This is a genomic window from Thalassospira sp. MCCC 1A02898 (genome assembly GCF_001618185.1).
GTDB lineage: Bacteria > Pseudomonadota > Alphaproteobacteria > Rhodospirillales > Thalassospiraceae > Thalassospira > Thalassospira tepidiphila.
In genome coordinates, this window is sequence record NZ_LPXK01000012.1 from 31,257 (window position 1) to 50,013 (window position 18,757).

Annotated in this window: 17 protein-coding genes; 10 read left to right on the forward strand and 7 right to left on the reverse strand. The window is 55.6% G+C overall.

The window, feature by feature from the left end:
* The first annotated feature begins 140 nt into the window (after positions 1 to 140).
* The 4 genes from AUQ41_RS14585 to AUQ41_RS14600 all read left to right on the forward strand — a co-directional run bounded on the left by AUQ41_RS14585 (position 141) and on the right by AUQ41_RS14600 (position 3,602).
* Positions 141 to 1,199 (forward strand): TRAP transporter substrate-binding protein, encoded by a 1,059-nt coding sequence (locus tag AUQ41_RS14585; RefSeq protein WP_063089067.1) that lies wholly within the window; start codon positions 141 to 143, stop codon positions 1,197 to 1,199.
* Positions 1,196 to 1,732, forward strand: a complete 537-nt coding sequence (locus tag AUQ41_RS14590) for a TRAP transporter small permease (protein ID WP_063089068.1) — start codon at positions 1,196 to 1,198, stop codon at positions 1,730 to 1,732. Before AUQ41_RS14585 ends, AUQ41_RS14590 begins: the two co-directional genes overlap by 4 nt.
* A complete protein-coding gene (locus tag AUQ41_RS14595) occupies positions 1,732 to 3,045 on the forward strand; it encodes a TRAP transporter large permease (RefSeq protein WP_063089069.1) in 1,314 nt (437 codons plus the stop codon). Before AUQ41_RS14590 ends, AUQ41_RS14595 begins: the two co-directional genes overlap by 1 nt.
* 104 nt (positions 3,046 to 3,149) lie before the next feature.
* Positions 3,150 to 3,602, forward strand: coding sequence for a GNAT family N-acetyltransferase (locus AUQ41_RS14600; RefSeq protein ID WP_198155641.1), 453 nt, complete (start codon positions 3,150 to 3,152; stop codon positions 3,600 to 3,602).
* 64 nt (positions 3,603 to 3,666) lie between these two features.
* On the opposite strand, the gene hppD is transcribed toward AUQ41_RS14600, so the two are convergent.
* Positions 3,667 to 4,779, reverse strand: coding sequence for a 4-hydroxyphenylpyruvate dioxygenase (gene hppD / locus AUQ41_RS14605; RefSeq protein WP_063089071.1), 1,113 nt, complete (start codon positions 4,777 to 4,779; stop codon positions 3,667 to 3,669).
* 163 nt (positions 4,780 to 4,942) lie between these two features.
* On the opposite strand from hppD, the gene AUQ41_RS14610 reads away from it, so the two are divergent.
* Positions 4,943 to 5,413, forward strand: a complete 471-nt coding sequence (locus tag AUQ41_RS14610; RefSeq protein ID WP_008889980.1) for an Lrp/AsnC family transcriptional regulator — start codon at positions 4,943 to 4,945, stop codon at positions 5,411 to 5,413.
* Positions 5,414 to 5,529: 116 nt separating this feature from the next.
* On the opposite strand, the gene AUQ41_RS14615 is transcribed toward AUQ41_RS14610, so the two are convergent.
* From AUQ41_RS14615 to AUQ41_RS14635, 5 genes are all read right to left on the reverse strand, one after another.
* The gene (locus AUQ41_RS14615) at positions 5,530 to 6,282 is read right to left on the reverse strand and encodes an ABC transporter ATP-binding protein (RefSeq protein ID WP_008889979.1); all 753 of its coding nucleotides are present in this window, start codon (positions 6,280 to 6,282) and stop codon (positions 5,530 to 5,532) included.
* Positions 6,279 to 7,040 (reverse strand): ABC transporter ATP-binding protein, encoded by a 762-nt coding sequence (locus AUQ41_RS14620; RefSeq protein WP_063089072.1) that lies wholly within the window; start codon positions 7,038 to 7,040, stop codon positions 6,279 to 6,281. Before AUQ41_RS14620 ends, AUQ41_RS14615 begins: the two co-directional genes overlap by 4 nt.
* 3 nt (positions 7,041 to 7,043) lie before the next feature.
* Positions 7,044 to 8,222, reverse strand: coding sequence for a branched-chain amino acid ABC transporter permease (locus tag AUQ41_RS14625; RefSeq protein WP_063089073.1), 1,179 nt, complete (start codon positions 8,220 to 8,222; stop codon positions 7,044 to 7,046).
* Positions 8,223 to 8,224: 2 nt separating this feature from the next.
* A complete protein-coding gene (locus AUQ41_RS14630; protein ID WP_008889976.1) occupies positions 8,225 to 9,241 on the reverse strand; it encodes a branched-chain amino acid ABC transporter permease in 1,017 nt (338 codons plus the stop codon).
* Between the two features lie 118 nt (positions 9,242 to 9,359).
* On the reverse strand, positions 9,360 to 10,721 hold the full coding sequence (locus AUQ41_RS14635; protein ID WP_082923636.1) for an ABC transporter substrate-binding protein: 1,362 nt from the start codon (positions 10,719 to 10,721) through the stop codon (positions 9,360 to 9,362).
* A gap of 202 nt (positions 10,722 to 10,923) precedes the next feature.
* Here AUQ41_RS14635 and AUQ41_RS14640 point away from each other — a divergent pair, with 202 nt between their 5' ends.
* The 4 genes from AUQ41_RS14640 to AUQ41_RS14655 all read left to right on the forward strand — a co-directional run bounded on the left by AUQ41_RS14640 (position 10,924) and on the right by AUQ41_RS14655 (position 16,035).
* The gene (locus AUQ41_RS14640) at positions 10,924 to 12,501 is read left to right on the forward strand and encodes a helix-turn-helix domain-containing protein (RefSeq protein WP_063089074.1); all 1,578 of its coding nucleotides are present in this window, start codon (positions 10,924 to 10,926) and stop codon (positions 12,499 to 12,501) included.
* A gap of 118 nt (positions 12,502 to 12,619) precedes the next feature.
* Positions 12,620 to 13,003: a response regulator transcription factor gene (locus AUQ41_RS14645; protein WP_040823096.1), complete on the forward strand. Its 384-nt coding sequence runs from the start codon at positions 12,620 to 12,622 to the stop codon at positions 13,001 to 13,003.
* An 83-nt stretch (positions 13,004 to 13,086) separates the two neighbouring features.
* Positions 13,087 to 13,266 carry a hypothetical protein gene (locus AUQ41_RS14650; RefSeq protein WP_063089075.1) on the forward strand — a complete coding sequence of 60 codons (180 nt, stop codon included), beginning with the start codon at positions 13,087 to 13,089 and terminating at the stop codon, positions 13,264 to 13,266.
* Positions 13,267 to 13,269: 3 nt separating this feature from the next.
* On the forward strand, positions 13,270 to 16,035 hold the full coding sequence (locus AUQ41_RS14655; RefSeq protein ID WP_063089076.1) for a sensor histidine kinase: 2,766 nt from the start codon (positions 13,270 to 13,272) through the stop codon (positions 16,033 to 16,035).
* Between the two features lie 77 nt (positions 16,036 to 16,112).
* Here AUQ41_RS14655 and AUQ41_RS14660 read toward each other — a convergent pair whose 3' ends face one another.
* The gene (locus AUQ41_RS14660) at positions 16,113 to 17,612 is read right to left on the reverse strand and encodes a CoA-acylating methylmalonate-semialdehyde dehydrogenase (RefSeq protein ID WP_063089077.1); all 1,500 of its coding nucleotides are present in this window, start codon (positions 17,610 to 17,612) and stop codon (positions 16,113 to 16,115) included.
* A gap of 170 nt (positions 17,613 to 17,782) precedes the next feature.
* Here AUQ41_RS14660 and AUQ41_RS14665 point away from each other — a divergent pair, with 170 nt between their 5' ends.
* On the forward strand, positions 17,783 to 18,670 hold the full coding sequence (locus AUQ41_RS14665; RefSeq protein WP_063089078.1) for a LysR family transcriptional regulator: 888 nt from the start codon (positions 17,783 to 17,785) through the stop codon (positions 18,668 to 18,670).
* The last annotated feature ends 87 nt before the right edge of the window (positions 18,671 to 18,757 follow it).

Below are 18,757 nucleotides of genomic sequence, written 5' to 3' on the forward strand. Positions count from 1 at the left end.
AAAAAACAGCATTCCAGGCGCGATCCCAGACTGCCATCCCAGACACGCACAGGCTGATGGCAACTGCACAGCAATCGCTTGGCCCGAAGCTGGTCAGACGCAAGATCAAATGAACGACTTAAAAAAATAGGGAGACATCCGTGAAACATCCTAATCTTCGTAAAACGCTGCTTGGTCTTATGACCGGCGCAACCATTCTGGCCGGTGCCGGTATCGCGCATGCGGCCGACATCACCCTTAAAGTCAGTCACTATCTGCCGCCAAGCCATGGCTTCCAGAAAGACTTCCTTGAAAGCTGGGGACAGCAACTGTCGGAAAAAACCGGCGGCAAAGTCGAAGTCGAGATCTATGACGCCACGTCGGCCTTTGGCAAAATCGACCGTCAGGCCGATCAGGTACGCGCGGGCGTTATGGATATGGCCGTGGGCCTGAATGGCATTCCGCGTGACCGTTATCCGGCTGCCTCGGTGATTGAACTGCCGTTTTTGGTGAAATATGCCGATTCCGGGTCGGAAACCCTGTGGCAGCTTTACAAGGAAGGCCTTCTTGGCAGTGACTATCAGGACTTCAAGGTCCTTGGCCTGTTTACCCATCCGGGTGGCCTGATCCACACCCTTGATACACCGGTCAGATCGCTTGATGACCTCAAGGGCCTGCGCCTTCGCACACCAAGCCCGGCGATTTCGGCAATGCTGGAATCCTTTGGGGCATCCCCGGTCGGCCTGCCGCCCTCGGCCATCTACGAAAACCTTGAAAAAGGCAATATCGAAGGTCTGGTTGCCAGCTGGGATCTGGTCAATGCGGTCAAGGCCAATGAACTTTTGAAATATCACACCGATGCCGCGGCCTATACCGCCGGCTTCTATTTCGTCATGAACCAGAAAAAATATGACAACCTGCCCGACGACGTGCAGGCCGCAATTGACGAAATTTCCGGCGATGTCCTTGTCGGGAAATTCGGCGACTGGTGGGATAAATGGGAAGCCGTTGGCAGGGCTGATGCGGAAAAACACGGCAATGAAATCATCACGATTGATGACGCCACCCGTGCGGAATGGCAGGAAGCATCCCAGCCGATGATCAAGGAATACCTTGCCAGCCTGAAGGAAAAAGGCGTCTCAGACCCCGAAGCCATCTATGCGCGCGCGCAGGAACTTATCGCGGAATTTGATGCCAAATATCACGCTGGCGACAAATGACCCAACCGACTGAAAACTTCGGTGGATCGCGGCTTTATGCCGCGGTTCACCGCACTGACCGCTTTATGAACAAACTGACCGACATTCTGGCGTTTGTCGGCATGGCCGCCCTGATCGGTGCGATTGCCATTGTGGTTGTCGACATCATCTGGCGCCGCATTGGCGGCCAATCGATGGTGGGTGCGGTTGACCTGACCCAGTTTTGTGTCATGGCGGCGGCATCCTGGGCGATCCCCTATGCGTTTAGCGCCCATGCCCATGTCACGGTCGACCTGGTCGGCAAGAACCATCTTCGCTTCCTGTTTCGCATCATCGACACCCTGATCCCGCTTCTGTGTGCCGGGTTGATGGCGTTCCTGTTTTACCTGTCATGGGGACGCGCGATGGAACAATGGAGCTATGGCGACGTGTCGCAGAACCTTGAGATCCCGATGATCCTGTTCTGGGCCTTCCTTCTCAGCGGCATGGCGATATCGACAGTGGTCTGTCTTGTCCATTTTCTGAAAATGCTTTTAACGAACGAGAATAACTGATGGCGACGGAATGGGCGGGATTGATCGGGTTTGTTGCTGCACTGGCACTGGCCCTGTTGCGTGTACCGGTTGCTGTTGCGATGGCGGTGGTTGGTATTGTCGGAACGCTGCTTTTGACCGACTGGATGTCGGCAAGCTATGTCATGGCAAGCCTGCCGTTTGAGGCGATCTTCCCCTATGGCCTTTCGGTGGTGCCACTGTTTATTTTCATGGGCGTGTTCGCCTCACACTCCGGCCTTTCAAGCAACCTGTTTCGCGGCATTACGGCCTTTTCCGGACATCGTCCAGGCGGACTTGCCGCATCAAGCATCGGGGCCAGTGCGGTGTTTGGCGCCATTTGCGGATCGTCGCTTGCGACCTGTGCGACCATGGGGCGGGTAGCACTTCCTGAAATGCGTCAACGCGGCTATGCCAAAAGCCTTGCCGGGGCATCGATTGCGGCGGGCGGTACACTGGGCGTTCTCATTCCGCCATCGATCCTGCTGGTGATTTACGCGCTGATGACCGAACAATCGATTGGCGCGCTGTTTGCCGGTGCGATGATCCCGGGTCTGTTGGCGACGGTTCTTTACATTGCCTCCATCCGTATTCAGGTGATGCGCGATCCGTCGCTTGCGCCGGTCAGCACCTATGTGCCTTGGTCGCAACGCTGGGGCGCGTTGTTGCAAATGTGGGATGCGGTCCTTTTGATCGCCTTGGTGATTGGCGGGATTTATGCCGGCCTGTTTTCCCCGACCGAGGCCGCGGCCGTTGGTGCGGGGGCGGCGTTGCTGTTTGCCTTTATGCGCAAACGCCTTACCTGGAGCGTTTTGCGCACCGGTATTCGCGAAACGGCCGGCATGACCGGGATGATTTTCCTTATTCTGGTGGGGGCAGCACTTTTCAATTTCTTCATTGAAACCAGCGGACTGACCCAGACCTTGGTCGACTGGATTACCACACAGGGCTATTCGCCACTTGTCGTTTTGATCGCCCTTCTGGTGTTTTATGTCGTGCTGGGGTGCTTCATGGATAGCCTGTCCATGATCCTTCTGACCGTGGTTCCGGCCTATGGCGTGATTACCGGGGTTGGCTATGACCCGATCTGGTTTGGTGTTGTTCTGGTATCGGTTGTCGAAATCGGCCTGATCACCCCGCCAATTGGCATGAACCTGTTTATCATTCAGGGCGTTTCACCGGACATGAAGATCACGACGCTTGCGCGCGGTATCCTGCCATTTCTGGCGGCTGACTTTGTGCGGGTGATCCTGATGATCGCAATCCCGGGGCTGGTTTTGTGGTTGCCGCATATGCTGGGATTTGGTGCCTACTAGCGACGGCATCTTGATTTCAGGACAGCAAGCTGAAACGATCAAAACACATTGATTCCCAAACGCCACCATAAGAAATTATGGTGGCGTAACTGATTGGAAAGCACATGATCCGCCCCGCAAAACCCAGTGATGAAACCGCCATCCGCGAGTGCGCCATCTCGGCTTATCAGCAATATGTTGCTGTGATCGGGCGAAAGCCGGCCCCAATGACCGCCGATTTTGCGGCACAAATAAGTGCCGGACACATTCATGTCGCAACCGATGACGACGACCGGCCGGTTGGTTTTGTTGTTTTTTACCCGGATGATGACACGACCATGATGCTTGAAAACATCGCGGTTACGCCCGCGCTAAATGGGCGTGGTATTGGCAAACGCCTGATGGCCGTCTGCGAGGACACCGCACGGCAGCAAGGGTTTTCGTGTGTCCGTCTTTATACCAATGAAAAAATGTCGGCGAATTTATCGATTTACTCGCATCTTGGTTATGTCGAAACAGACCGACGCACGGAAGACGGCTTCAAGCGGGTTTATTTTGAAAAGACGCTGTCGGCCTAGCGGCACCAAAAGCAAAAGCCCGGAGTGATGTCATCCGGGCTTTTGCAAAATCCATCGCCAATCATTATTCGGCGGCATCAACCTTCAACACGCCGCGGCGGATCTGGTCTTCTTCGATGCTTTCAAACAGGGCGCGGAAGTTGCCCTCGCCAAAGCCTTCGTCGCCTTTGCGCTGAATAAACTCAAAGAAGATCGGGCCGATCACGGTTTTCGAGAAGATCTGAAGCAAAATCTTGGTCGTGCCACCGTCAACCACACCTTCGCCATCGATCAGGATGCCGTGGGTTTTCATGCGTTCAATCGGCTCATTATGGCCGTGCACGCGTTCATGCGATTTCTCGTAATAGGTTTCCGGCGGGCCGGGCATGAATTTCAGGTCATTGGCGGCAAGCTTGTCGGTGGCGTCATAGATGCCATCCGTGCCGACCGCGATATGCTGAATGCCCTCGCCCTTGTATTTGCGCAGGTATTCTTCGATCTGGCTTTTGTCGTCGGTCGATTCATTGAGCGGAATGCGGATCTTGCCACAGGGGGATGTGATCGCGCGGCTGACCAGACCAGTGATTTTACCGGCAATGTCAAAGAAGTGGATTTGCTTGAAACCAAACAGGTCGCGATAGAAGTCCCACCATTTATCCATATTGCCGCGATAAACGTTATGGGTCAGGTGATCGAGGTAATAGAAACCAACCCCTTCGGGTTTCGGATCGCGTTCGCCCAGCCAGTCAAATTCCGCGTCATAGGCCGAACCGGTTTCACCATATTTATCGACGAAATACAGCAACGACCCGCCAATGCCGACGATGGCCGGGACATCAAGCGTCTTGTCATCACCCTCATAGGGTTCTGCCCCCTTTGACACCGCATGATCAAAGGCATGCTTGGCATCCACAACGCGCCATGCCATGGACGGTGCACAAGGGCCATGTTTCTCAACGAATTTCATGCCATGCGAGGATGGCTCGGCATTGAGGATGTAGTTGATATCGCCCTGGCGCCAGACGGTGATGTTTTTGGTTTTGTGTTTGGCAACCGGGCTGTATCCCATGCGGGTAAACAGGGTTTCCAGTTTGTCGGCGTCTTCATGGGCGAATTCGACGAACTCGAACCCGTCGGTTCCGGCCGGGTTTTCATCGCTAATGGTTGCGCGCGGGGCATCATGCGGGAACGGACCCATCGGAAGTCTCCTTTGATTGGCACATTCGAATGATTGGAATTATTCGAATTCTTGTTATGTCCCAATCGTGCGCCAAACCGCGTGCAACGTGCGTGCATTTACGCTTGCTTTTCGGAATTCTTTGCATACATCATGCATTAAATAATCATTTGGCGCGTGAAACATGCAACTGGACCGACTGGACCTTAAACTGTTGGCGGAACTGCAAAAGGATGGTCGTCTGACAAACAATGATTTGTCAGAACGCATCGGCCTTTCGGCATCACAATGTTCGCGCCGCCGTGCGCGCCTTGAAGACGACAAGGTCATTCGCGGATACCGTGCCGATATTGACCGGCAAAAGATGGGCATGGGTTTGCTGGTGGTAATTTCGGTGACACTTGCCACCCATAACCGCGACAATGCCAAACGGTTTGCCAGACTGTTGGCCGATCTGCCCGAAGTGTTGGAGGCGTTTTCGCTGACCGGGGAGATGGATTACCACCTTAAGGTCGCGACCAAGGATCTGGCCGCACTTTCGCATTTCGTCAATGAGGTGCTGTTGCCCCATGACTCGGTCCAGCATGTGAAGACATCGATTGTTCTGAATGTGCTGAAGGATTTCGAGGGGCTTGCCGTCGATCCGGATCTTTAGACTGCGTCACGTTCAAGCCATAAAAAGGGAAAAGACCGCGCCCCGAAGGCACGGCCTTACCTGTCCCGAAACTCCCCTTACAAAAAAGTTTCGGTGACGCCCCCCTGTATCAGAAACTAGATGGCAAGGTACTGATCGCGCAGTTCCTCGTTATCGAGAACAGCCTGCGCGGTGCCGTCAAAGACGATCTCGCCGCTATCCATTATAATCGCGCGGTCGGCCAGTTTCAGGGCTGCAATTGCATTCTGCTCGACAATAATCGTCGTAATGCCGAGCTTCTTGACGTTTTGCAGGGTCTTTTCAATTTCCTGAACAATGACCGGTGCCAGGCCTTCATACGGTTCATCGAGCAGCAAAAGCTTGATGTCACGGGCCAGTGCACGCCCGATCGCCAGCATCTGCTGTTCGCCACCGGAAAGGGTGATGGCTTCCTGTTCCGCCCTTTCACCAAGGCGCGGGAACAGTTCATAGATGCGCTGGATCGACCAGCCATGCGGTTCGGCAATCTGAGCCAGTTCAAGGTTCTGCTGAACCGTCATGCCCGGAATGATGCGCCGATCTTCGGGCACAAGTTGCAGACCCAGACGGGCGGCCTGCCATGCCTTCATTTCATGCAATGGCTGGTGATCAAGCCAGATTTCACCATGCTTGAGTTCCGGGTCACCCATGCGGGCGAGCGTGCGGAGTGTCGATGTCTTGCCCGCCCCGTTACGACCGAGAAGGGCCAGAATTTCGCCCTCGCGGACGTCAAAGGAAAGCCCCTGAACGATATAGCTTTCGCCGTAATAGGCGTGGATGTCATAGACCGAGAAAAACGCCGGATCTCCACCCTGTTTACGGACGGGTTCCTGTTTTGGCAAAGCGTTCATACCGTTTCCCCTCCGAGATAGGCTTCCTTGACCCGTGGGTCGTTACGTACTTCTTCCGGCGTGCCTTCACAAATGATGGCACCCTGGGCCAAGACGCTGATGCGATCGGCAAGACTGAAGACAACATGCATGTCGTGTTCAATGATCACCTTGGTCATGCCGCGCTCCTTGATCCGTTTGAGCAAATCAATCGTGCGGTTGGTGTCATGGCGCGACATGCCAGCGGTCGGTTCATCCAGCAGGAATAGTTTCGGCTGCTGGCCAAGACACATGGCAAGTTCAAGACGACGTTTGTCACCACGCGACATCGAACCGGCAAGATGATCCTTGTGCTGAAGCAAGCCGACATCTTCAAGAAGGTGTTCGGCATGTTCGCGGACTTCTTTTTCCGCAAACAGGCTGCTGAGGAAGTTCATCTTGAAAATGCCTTCGCGCTTGGCAAAGGCCGGAACCATCACGTTTTGCAAAAGCGACAGTTCCGGGAAGATTTCCGGCGTCTGGAAAACACGCGCGACACCAAGCTGGTTGATCTCGTGCGGTTCCTTGCCGGTCAGAACCTGATCGCCAAGCAACACACGACCGCGGCTTGGTGCCAAGCGCCCAACAATCACGTTCAGCAATGTCGATTTGCCAGCCCCGTTTGGCCCGATGATCGCGTGCACGGTGCCTTCCTTGACCCGAAGGTTGATATCGGAAAGCGCCTGCAGACCGCCAAAGTTCTTGTCGACGTCGGTGACGTCAAGAATGTATTCGGACATGGATCAGACCTCCCCCGCCGATGTTTGTTCTTTTTCTTTGGTTTCGTGGGCTTCGGACTTCGGCTCGGCCTTGTCACGTTTGGTAACCAGGCGCGTCAGGCGCGTGATACCTTCCATGATGCCACCGGGCAGGAAGATCACGATCAGCATGAAGACAAGACCAAGGGTCAGGTGCCAACCTTCGCCGACAAACAGACCGACCACCGATGCCACCGGATGGGCCAGCCAATCGGGCAGGAAGGAAAACGCATTCAGCAACACGGTATCGTTAAAGGCCGAGAAGATGTTCTCGAAATACTTGATGATACCAGCGCCCAGAAGCGGACCAATCAGCGTACCGACACCGCCAAGGATCGTGATCAGAACGACCTCGCCCGATGCGGTCCATTGCATGCGCTCGGCCCCGGCCAGCGGATCGGTTACCGCCAGAAGCGAACCGGCAAGACCCGCATACATCCCCGAAATGACGAAGGCAGTCATCAGGTATGGACGGGTACTGAACCCGGTATAGCCCATACGGTTCTGGTTCGACTTGATCGCACGCAGCTTAAGCCCGAACGGTGAGCGGAAGATGCGCAGATAAATGAAGAACGAAATCAGCATCAGGGCGGCACAGATATAGAAGCCGGAATAACCGATCCCCTCGATCCCGAACAGGTTCGGGGTCGGAAGCGATCCGTCATCGACGATGCCCGACATCCGATCCAGAACGCGCGGGTCGGCCTGTTCAAGCTGAAGCCCGGTTTCACCATTGGTGATCGGGGTCAGAACCGAATAGGCGAGGTTATAGGACATCTGCGCAAAGGCCAGTGTCAGGATCGAGAAGTAAATCCCCGAACGACGCAACGACACAAAGCCGATCGCGAGCGCAAACAGCCCCGACAGCACCGTGCCAAAGATCATGGCCGGAATAACGTTCATCGACAGCAGCTTGAACGACCAGACGGCGGTGTAAGACCCCACACCCAGAAAGGCTGCGTGACCAAAGGACAGATAGCCGGTCAGGCCAAACAGGATGTTATAGCCGATGGCAAAGATGCCAAAGATCATGAACTTCTGCATCAGGTCAGGATAGGCCGCCCCGAAGGGTTGCAACCAGATCGGCATGGTCAGGACCACGACCGACAGGATGGCCATAAAGATCATATCTTTCTTGGGCGAGACGATTTTTGTATTTGACATTATTAGCTCTCCATCACGCCCCGGCGTCCCAACAGACCACGCGGACGGGTCAGCAGAATGACGACGGCAACAAGGTAGATGATGATCTGGTCAATGCCCGGGAAGATGTCTTTTACCTCGGTCATGGACGAGAAGGACTGCAAGATCCCCAGCAGGAAGCCAGCGGCCACCGCACCGGGCAAGGAGCCCATGCCACCCACAACAACCACGACAAATGACAGTACCAGGAAGTCCATGCCCAGATGGTAATCCGGGGGCAGAACCGGCGTGTACATCACGCCTGCCAGACCCGCGACCACGGCCGCGATGCCAAACACAATCGTAAAGCGACGTTCAATATTGATGCCCAGAAGTTCGACCGTTTCGCGGTCGGCCATCCCGGCGCGCACCACCATCCCGTAGGTGGTGAAATGCAGGAACGAGAACACAAGACCAATGGTGATCAGCGAGAACGCCAGATAAATCAGACGCCACCACGGATAAACCACCGCTTCGCCCAGACCAAAGATCGCACCAACGGCAGCAGATCCGGAAACGATATCCGGTGCGCCCTGCGGGATCGGGTTTGCGCCAAAGGCGGCCTTGACCAATTCCTGAAGCACGATGGCCAGACCAAAGGTCACAAGAATCTGTTCGGCGTGAGGACGCTTGTAGAAATGCCGGATGAGGGAGCGTTCCATGACAATGCCGATGAGCAACATCACCGGTATTGCCAGAATGATCGATAACGGTACCGACCAGTCAATGATCGCCGTGCCGGTATCGCCAAACCACAGTTCGAGGTAGGGCGTTTCCTTGTAGGCGTCAAAGAAGGTAACCGACTCATCCTTGACCTTGACCGAAAGGGTCAAAAGTTTTTCGAGAGTTACCGCGCAAAATGCGCCCATCATGAAGATGGCACCATGCGCGAAGTTCACCACGCCAAGCGTGCCGAACACCAGGGTCAGGCCAAGCGCAATCAGTGCATAAGCACCGCCCTTGTCCAGACCATTCAGGATTTGAAGAAATATAGCGTCCATCAGATATCCGCCGCGTATTCGTAAGGGACTTAGTCAAAAGTCGTACAGGCCGAGGCCAGAGGGCAAACGGGCCGACCATTGGGAGATGGCCGGCCCTGCTTGCATCAATTTGGGTGCATCAGACTTGATACGGACCCAGTTCACCGCCGAACATGTCGGCCGGATACTCGACCTGTGACCGCGGCACTTCCTTGACGACTTCAAGAAGGTCGAAGTTGGACTGCGGGTTTTCTTTACCACGCACGACCAGAACATCCTTGAAGCACTGATGGTCTTCTGCACGGTACAGGGTCGGGCCATTGCCCGCGCCATCGAACTCGAAGCCTTCGAGCTGTTTGATGACTTCCCAAGGTGCGAACGTACCGGCCATTTCGCAGGCGTTTGCATAAAGCAGCGTCTGGACGTAGCAGGTATGTGCAGCCTGGGACGGCGGGAAGCCGTATTCCTGACCGAACGATTTCACGAAGGCCTGCGAACCGGCATCCTGAAGCGACCAGTGCCAGTTGGTGGTCCCAAGGATACCTTTTGCAGCTTCGCCAGCACCCTGCGCCATCAGGCGAGAATAAAGCGGAACAACGATTTCGAAGTTCTTGCCATTCACCTGCTTGTCACGCAGACCGAACTGAACGGCCTGGGTCAGGGAGTTGACCATGTCCTTACCATAGTGGTTCAGGATCAGGACATCTGCGCCAGAGTTCAGAACCGGGGTGATGTACTGGGAGAAGTCACCCGCACCAACCGGGGTGCGCACCGTGTTGACGGTTTCCCAACCGATATTCTCGGTCGCGGCCTTGATCGATTCTTCCTGGGTCCAGCCCCAGGTGTAATCGGCCGTCAGGTGATAGGCGCGGCGTTCTGCGCCATACTCGTCGAGCAGAACCGGCGCGATCGCCTGACCGGACATGTAAGCGTTGAAGAAGTGGCGGAAGCCATAACGCTTTTTGTCTTTACCGGTGGTGTCGTTCGAGTGGGTCAGACCCGCCATGAAGATGACGCCCATTTCCTGGCAAAGACCCTGCACGGCAATCGCCACACCAGAGGACGAACCACCGGTGACCATCGCCACATTGTCTTTTTCAATCATACGCTTGGCAGAAGCACGCGCAGCATCGGACTTGGTCTGGGTATCACCGGTCACGAACTCGACTTTCTTGCCGAGGATGCCGTTACCCTTGAGCTCAAGCGGCTTGATGGTATTGAGCATACCGCCGTCGCCTTCGCCGTTGATGTGCTTGACCGCAAGCTGATAGGCACGCAATTCGTCAGCACCCTCATCGGCATACGGGCCGGTCTGCGGCACGTTGAAACCGAGTTTGACGCTGGCAGCACTGCCCGGATCACCCCGGAAGGTCTGGGCATGCGCGTTCTTGATAAAATGCATCGGGAAAGTGCCGCCGATGAGGGCTGCACCCGTGGTTGCCGCGGATCCCTTCAGGATCGTACGACGAGATACATTTCCGATAAGCTTAGTCTCCGACATGGTTTTCCTCCCCAATGTCTTGGGATCTGTTTCAGAGAAATCTGAGGCCTGTTTTTTGGTTCGTTTTTTTATCGACCTGACAAAACAATGAGGATCATCTGAAAATGAATCAACACCTAGTTGATATAAAAGAACTTTTTTGTAAATATATAGATGAGCTTTGTGAAAATTAGTAAATTCTGTCAACAGGTAAGACTTTAGTATGGCGCGTCAGGCCCCCATCGGACACCGCATTCGCGGACGGCGAAAAGACATCGGGATGACCCAGAATGCCCTGGCGAAGGCTGCGGGTATCTCGGCGTCCTACCTTAATCTGATCGAACATAACCGCCGCTCGATTGGTGGCGGGTTGTTGATGCGGATTGCCGAGGCACTGGAAATTCATCCTCATAGCCTGTCAGGGTCCGAGGAAAGCCGGTTGCTTTCGGATCTGGCCGAAGTCGCATCCGACCCGGTCTTTCGCACCACCCCGGTCGAAAGCCGCGAATTCCCCGCCATGATTGCGGCTTCACCGGGCATGATCACCGCATTCTTGTCGCTGTATCGCGCCTATCGCAGTGGTCTTGATGATATTGACGCGCTGTCCGAACGGCTCAGCCATGACCCTTTCCTGACCGAGGCAAGCCATTCGATCCTGACCCGGATTACCTCGATACGAACAGTGGCCGAGATTTTCGATGATTATGATGATCTGTCACGCGACCAGCGGGCACGCTTTAACGCGACACTGGTGCGCGAATCCCAGCGCCTTGCCGAATCCGCGACCGAGATTTTCAACTTTCTTGAACGTGGCGAGGCCGGTCGCCCGGCCGCCAGCCCGGCCGAGGAAGTTGATGATCTGCTGTATGACAATGCCAACCACTTCCCTGCCCTTGAAGACCACGCCAACACGATGCGCCCGGTGATTGATCCTGATGGCGGGCTTTATCTGACCGATCTGATCAATTATCTGGAAGACACCCACAACACCCGGATCGAACGCCGTCCATCCGAGGACTTCCTGACAAGCGGCTATCAGTGGGATGCCAAGAGTAATACCTTGCGCATTTCCCGCGCCCTTCCGATCACCTCGGCGCGTTTTCAGGCGGCGCGCACCATTTGCCGGCTTGAGGCCGCCGACGCGATCAATGAGATATTGGATCGCGCCCAGATTGGCAGCAAAGCCGGACGGGTGCGCGCATCCGAGGCATTGATATCCTATACCGCCGCCGCACTGCTGTTTCCCTATGACCTGTTTTTGGATGATGCGCGCAGGATGCGCCATGACATCGAACTTTTGCAGCAACGCTACGCGGCAAGCTGGGAACAGATCTGCCACCGCCTGACGACCCTGCGCCGCCCGGGGGCCGAGGGCATTCCGTTCCACTTGGTGCGCACCGACATCGCCGGAAACATTTCCAAACGGTTCTCGGCATCGGGCCTGCAATTGCCGCGTTATGGCGGGGCCTGCCCGCGTTGGGTGGTGCATGAAGCCTATACCGCGCCCGAACGGGTCATTCCGCAATTTGTCCGCCTGCCCGATGGCAGTGAATTTCTGTTTGTCGCGCGTGCCTTGCGGTCCGGGGCGGGGGGATATGGTGTTCCGCGCTCGGTTCATTCGGTGATGATCGGCTGCGACACCGCCTTTTCAAATGATGTGGTTTATGGCGACCGATTATCGCTTGATCGTCCTGAATCTGCGGTGCCGGTCGGGATTTCATGCCGCCAGTGCCCGCGCGATGATTGCGCACAGCGAGCCTATGAAATGGCCGATGGCACGCCGAAAACCGCCAAAAAATGATCCGATGAGAGCTTTCAAGCAACGTCTTATCTATACCACCCCAAAGTAGCATTATCATTCAGCCCGTAAGTCGTTAGGATTGGGAATATAAAAATCCAAAAAATCGGGGAGAACGTCCTTGAATGAGAGACCAAAGGTCTTGATTGCCGAAGACGAGGAAACCATTGTCGAATCACTCAGCTTTCTGATGGAAAAGGAAGGCTATGACGTCAGTGTCGCAACGGATGGCCGTACGGCGATTTCGATGATTGCGCGCGATATTCCGGACATGGTTTTACTTGATGTCATGATGCCCGTTTGCGACGGGTTTGAAGTCGTGCGCGCAGCGCGTAACGACCCCAACACCCGACAAATGCCCATCATGATGCTGACTGCCAAAACCCGAGAAGTGGACCGCCGCAAGGGGCTTGAACTTGGCGTGGATGACTTTGTCACCAAGCCGTTTTCCACACGCGATGTTGTGTCCCGGGTCAAAGCCCTGCTGGAACGTGCGGAAAACTGACAGGCGCGTTTGCGTTCCCAATCAATGCGCAGGAGGCCCCCATCACACCACCACGCAAACTTACCGAGCGCGCCCTTGTTCTGATGCTGGTGGCGCTGTTTATCTGGCTGCCGCCGATTGTGGGGATGTTTTCGCTTGATGGCACGATCCTTGGCCTGCCGATCCTGTTTGTCTATTTCTTTGCCGGATGGGCTATCCTGATTGCGCTGTGTGCCGTTCTGACACGTGCGCTTCGCAGTGCCGCCCAGATCGAGAGGAAATAGCCCATGCTTTCCTCGGAACTGGTCATCCTTGTGTCCCTGATTTATGTCGGCCTGCTGTATGCGATTGCATGGTGGGGCGACAAACGTGCGCGAGATGGCCATTCCTGGGTCCGCAACCCGACGGTCTATACCTTGTCCATCGCGGTATATTGCACGTCATGGACGTTTTATGGCGCGGTCGGAACAGCCGCGCGCAACGGGCTTGAGTATCTGACGATTTATCTGGGCCCGACCGTGATCTTTCTCGGCTGGTGGTTTTTGTTGCGCAAGATGCTGCGCATTTCCAAGGCCCATCGCATTACCTCGATTGCTGACTTTATCTCGTCACGCTATGGCAAAAGCACGCAGCTTTCGGTCCTTGTGACCCTGATCGCGGTGATCGGCACCACGCCCTATATCGCACTTCAGCTCAAGGCGATTGCCACCAGTTACACCGTGCTGACCGGCTGGGAATTTGGCATGGTCGAACCGGTCCGCGAAACAGTCAGCATCTTTTCCGATAGCGGCTTTTGGGCCGCGGTTGGCCTGACCCTGTTTGGCATTCTATTTGGCACGCGCTTCATTGATGCTGACGAACATCACGAAGGCATGGTGGCCGCCATCGCCTTTGAAAGTCTGGTCAAGCTGTTTGCCCTTTTGGCCGTCGGTTTCTTTGTCTCGTTTGTGATGTATGACGGGCTTGGCGACCTGTTTGCCCAATCTGCCGAAAACGCCGATACGGCAAAGCTTCTGATGCTGCCCGAAGGGGGCAGTTCGCGCTGGCTGACGCTTATGATGCTTTCGATGGCGGCCATCCTGTGCCTGCCGCGCCAGTTTCAGGTGATCATTGTTGAAAATGTCGATGAACGTCACCTTGCCACCGCAAGCTGGGCCTTCCCGCTTTATTTGCTGGCGATGAACCTTTTTGTTCTGCCGATTGCACTGGCGGGGCTGGGTGCCCTTCCGGTCTGGTCGGACCCGGACTTCTTTGTAATTTCCGTGCCGCTGTTTGAAGACCAATCGATGCTGGCGTTACTCGCCTATGTCGGTGGCCTGTCGGCCAGTACCAGCATGGTGATTGTTGCCACCATCGCGCTTTCGACCATGGTTTGTAACGACCTGATTGTGCCCGCACTTTTGCGCATTCGCCCGCTGCGTCTGACCGAACGCGATGATCTGACCGGGCTTCTGATCTTTATCCGGCGTGCGTCCATCGTCGTCGTGGTGTTTATGGGCTTTGCCTATTACCGGTCCGCCGGGGCCAGTGATGCACTGGCCGAAATTGGTCTGATTTCCTTTGCCGCCATTGCCCAGTTCATCCCGATCATGATTGGCGGGCTTTACTGGAAGGGTGGCACGCGCACCGGCGCGCAGGTGGCACTGACCCTCGGCTTTGCCGTTTGGGGCTATACCCTTTTGCTGCCATCGCTTGCCGATAGTGGCTGGATGGATCCGTCGCTTATTCTGAACGGTGCGTTTGGCCATCCGTGGTTGCGCCCCGAAAGCCTGTTTGGTTTGACGGATTTTGCACCCCTGACCCATGCGCTGATCTGGTCGATTTCACTCAATACAGCGGCCTATGTTCTGATCAGTCTGTTTACCGAACCAAGCGCACTTGAACGCATTCAGGCCACCCTGTTTGTCGATGCCTTTTCCCGCAAGGGGCAGGACACCGTGATCTGGCGGTCATCGGCCTCGGCCAATGATCTCTATGAACTGGTCGAACGGTTTTTGGGCCGGGATCGTGCCTATCAGTCGTTCCGCCAGTTTGATCAAAGCATTGATCCATCCTGGCGGGGCAAGGGCGAAGCCGATGCCGACATGATTGCCTTTACCGAACGGCTTCTGGCAGGCTCAATCGGGGCGGCATCGGCCCGTGTGATGGTATCATCTGTCGCCAAGGGCGAAATGGTCAGCCTTGATGAAGTGCTTGAGATTCTCGAAGAAACCTCACACGTCATCGAATATTCCCAGCGCCTTGAAACCAAGTCGCGCGAACTTGAAAAAGCTGCGGCGGAACTGCGTGCGGCCAACGAACGGCTCAAGGAACTGGACCGGCTCAAGGATGAATTCCTGACCATGGTCAGTCATGAATTCAGAACGCCACTGACCTCGATCCGTTCGTTTTCCGAAATTCTGGTCGACTCCCCGAACCTTGATCCGAAACAAGCCGATCACTTCCTTGAAATCATTGTCCGGGAAAGCGAACGCCTGACCCGCCTGATTGATGATCATCTTGACCTTGCCCGTCTTGAAGCCGGTCATTCCGATTGGCGCGCGGTCGAAGTTGATCCGCGCACGGTGCTTGATGAAAGCATTGATGCGGTCAAAGGCCTGTTTGATGCCAAGGGTGTTGTTCTGACCAAGGAATATTCGCGCAATTCGGCTTTGTTGCATGTTGACCGCGATCGCCTGACGCAGGTCTTCATCAATCTGCTATCGAACGCCGCCAAGTTCTCTGCCCCTGATCACCCCGAAGTATCGGTGCGCGGGGAAGCCATGGATGGCGGCTATCTGGTTTCGATCACCGATAACGGCAAGGGCGTTGCCCCGAACGAGCTTGAAATCATCTTTGACAAGTTTTCGCGCGGCGGCAAATACGCCGATGACAAACCCAAGCCATCCGGCTCTGGCCTTGGCCTCGCAATCGCCAAGCATGTTGTCGAACATTGTCAGGGCAAGATATGGGCCGAAAGCCCTGCGGGACGCGGGGCAACGTTCCGCGTTTTCATCCCCGGCACCATCATGGAGGCCATCAAGCCCGCCAAACCGGCATCCTTTGGCAGCTAATACAAATTCCTTCAGACACAAAAAGGGCGCGCAAAGCAATCCTTGCGCGCCCTTTGGTATTACGATGATCGCAATACTTATTTCATGGTCGGCATGACGAACTCAGCACCCTTGCGAATGCCGGTCGGCCAGCGGGTGGTGATGGTTTTAAGCTTGGTATAGAAGCGAACACCTTCCGGGCCATGCATGTGATGGTCGCCAAACAGCGATGCTTTCCAGCCACCGAACGAATGGAAGGCCATCGGGACCGGGATCGGCACGTTGATGCCAACCATACCGGTCTGTGTGCGTGCGGCAAATTCACGGGCGGTATCACCATCGCGGGTGAAGATCGCGGTACCATTGCCATATTCGTGGTCATCAACAAGGTTGGCAGCGGTTTCGAAATCATCGGTACGCACAACCGACAGAACCGGGCCAAAGATCTCTTCCTTGTAGATGCTCATATCCGGGGTGACGTCATCAAACAGCGTACCACCGACGAAGTAGCCATCTTCATAGCCCTGAAGCTTGATGTCACGGCCATCAACCACCAGCTTGGCACCTTCTTCGACACCCTTGTTGATATAGTCGACAACCTTGTCACGGTGCGCTGCGGTCACAAGCGGGCCCATTTCGGCCGCCGGATCAATACCCGGTGCCACGCGCAGTTCATTGATGCGCGGAACCAGTTTTTCGATCAGGGTATCGGCGGTTTCCTTGCCGACCGGCACAGCAACCGAGATTGCCATGCAACGCTCGCCGGCCGAACCGTACGCCGCCCCCATCAGGGCATCGACCGCCTGATCCATATCGGCATCGGGCATGATGATCATGTGGTTTTTCGCCCCACCAAGGGCCTGACAACGTTTGCCCTGCGCGGTTGCGGTTTCATAGATGTATTTGGCAATCGGGGTCGATCCAACAAAGCTGATGGCCGAAACATCCGGATCAAACAAAAGCGCATCCACTGCTTCCTTGTCGCCCTGAACAACGTTGAACACGCCATCGGGAAGACCGGCTTCGGTCAGCCATTCGGCCAGCAGAAGGGAGGCAGACGGATCACGTTCCGACGGTTTCAGGATAAAGCAGTTACCGCACGCAAGGGCGACCGGGAACATCCACATCGGCACCATGGCCGGGAAGTTGAACGGCGTGATACCGGCAACGATGCCCAGCGGCTGACGGATGGAATGGCTATCCACCTTGGTGCCGACATTTTCGGTGAACTCACCCTTAAGCAGCTGCGGCGCGCCGGTGGCAAACTCTACAACCTCGATCCCGCGGGTGACTTCACCCAGCGCATCGGACAGAACCTTGCCATGCTCGGCCGTGATGGCGGCAGCCAGTTCTTCGGAACGCTCTTCGAGGATGCCAAGGAACTTGTTGAGAATACGCGCACGGCGCAGCGGCGTGGTTGCGGCCCATTCGGCGGCAACGGCGGACGCGGATTCAACAGCGGCGCGGACCTCGGCCTTCGATGCCAGATCAACCGTTGCACTCTGTGCGCCTGTCGCCGGATTGAAAACCGGTACTGAGCGGCCGGAGTTACCGGCAACGCGTTTGCCGTTGATGTAATGGGTAAGTTGGGTTGCCATTGGGTTTCTCCCGATAAACCTGATGATCAGTGGGACGATCTTAATATAAGTGGGGGTCTTCCCCCTTAATAACCTGCACCCATTATGACTATGCACAGGGATGCACATCAATTATCATTTCCGCAAATTCGATGTGCAAAAATTGAAGTCATGACAGGATCACACCCACCATGGATTGGGATCGCTTCCGCATCTTTCTGGCTGTTGCCCGCCAAGGCCAAATCCTTGCCGCTGCCCGGCAGCTTGGCCTGAACCACGCAACGGTGGGCCGCCAACTGACCGCGCTTGAGCAGGAACTTGGCACCAAACTGATCGAACGGCGCACCACTGGATCGGACCTGACCCCGGCCGGACAGGAATTGATGCAGGCAGCAGAGGCAGCAGAGTCGGCTTTTTTACGCGCTGGCACCGCCGTTTCCAACCAGTCAGAACTGATCAGTGGCACCGTCCGCGTTGGCGTCCCCGATGGATTGGGCAACTATTTTCTGGCAAGTGAGTTGGCTCACTTTGCCTCCAATCATCCTGATCTTGTGATCCAGCTTGTCCCGCTGCCGCGCACATTCTCGCTATCGCAACGCGAAGCCGATATCGCCATCACGCTGGATCGCCCCAAGCAAGGGCGCCTGGTGATCAGTAAACTCACCGACTACACACTCAGTGTCTATGCCAGCAAATCCTACATCGAACGTTTTGGTGCGGTCAAAACCGAGGCCGATCTGACAGACCGCCTGTTTGTCACCCATATCGAAGACCTGATTTACAGCCGCGCGCTGGATTACGCCGCCCGCCTTGGCAAGCTGATGAAACGCCGATTTGAATGCGGCAGCGTGGTGGCCCAGATGGAGGCGGTGCGCAACGGATATGGTATCGGCATCCTGCATGACTATGCCACCGAAGGCATCCCCGACCTCGTCCGCCTGCTGCCTGAAATCCGCTTCACCCGCAATTACTGGATGCTCCAGCACCCGGACACCAAGGATACGCGCAGTGTCGCGGCCATTGTCGATCATATAACGCGCGTCGTACGTGGGGCTCGTGATCGGTTTATCATGAGCTGAGAACACACAATTACAATCAACGGCAAGGGCCTGAATGCGCAAAGCGGATCGCGATCACATTCCCGTTGCGACCAGGCAAACAAAACA

Coding starts and splice junctions, on each gene's coding strand:
- hppD (WP_063089071.1), bottom strand. CDS start 4,779: ATGGGTCCGTTCCCGCATGATGCCCCGCGCGCAACCATTAGCGATGAA.
- AUQ41_RS14595 (WP_063089069.1), top strand. CDS start 1,732: ATGGCGACGGAATGGGCGGGATTGATCGGGTTTGTTGCTGCACTGGCA.
- AUQ41_RS14610 (WP_008889980.1), top strand. CDS start 4,943: ATGCAACTGGACCGACTGGACCTTAAACTGTTGGCGGAACTGCAAAAG.
- AUQ41_RS14640 (WP_063089074.1), top strand. CDS start 10,924: ATGGCGCGTCAGGCCCCCATCGGACACCGCATTCGCGGACGGCGAAAA.
- AUQ41_RS14655 (WP_063089076.1), top strand. CDS start 13,270: ATGCTTTCCTCGGAACTGGTCATCCTTGTGTCCCTGATTTATGTCGGC.
- AUQ41_RS14625 (WP_063089073.1), bottom strand. CDS start 8,222: ATGTCAAATACAAAAATCGTCTCGCCCAAGAAAGATATGATCTTTATG.
- AUQ41_RS14665 (WP_063089078.1), top strand. CDS start 17,783: ATGGATTGGGATCGCTTCCGCATCTTTCTGGCTGTTGCCCGCCAAGGC.
- AUQ41_RS14590 (WP_063089068.1), top strand. CDS start 1,196: ATGACCCAACCGACTGAAAACTTCGGTGGATCGCGGCTTTATGCCGCG.
- AUQ41_RS14650 (WP_063089075.1), top strand. CDS start 13,087: ATGCTGGTGGCGCTGTTTATCTGGCTGCCGCCGATTGTGGGGATGTTT.
- AUQ41_RS14630 (WP_008889976.1), bottom strand. CDS start 9,241: ATGGACGCTATATTTCTTCAAATCCTGAATGGTCTGGACAAGGGCGGT.
- AUQ41_RS14600 (WP_198155641.1), top strand. CDS start 3,150: ATGATCCGCCCCGCAAAACCCAGTGATGAAACCGCCATCCGCGAGTGC.
- AUQ41_RS14660 (WP_063089077.1), bottom strand. CDS start 17,612: ATGGCAACCCAACTTACCCATTACATCAACGGCAAACGCGTTGCCGGT.
- AUQ41_RS14635 (WP_082923636.1), bottom strand. CDS start 10,721: ATGTCGGAGACTAAGCTTATCGGAAATGTATCTCGTCGTACGATCCTG.
- AUQ41_RS14620 (WP_063089072.1), bottom strand. CDS start 7,040: ATGTCCGAATACATTCTTGACGTCACCGACGTCGACAAGAACTTTGGC.
- AUQ41_RS14615 (WP_008889979.1), bottom strand. CDS start 6,282: ATGAACGCTTTGCCAAAACAGGAACCCGTCCGTAAACAGGGTGGAGAT.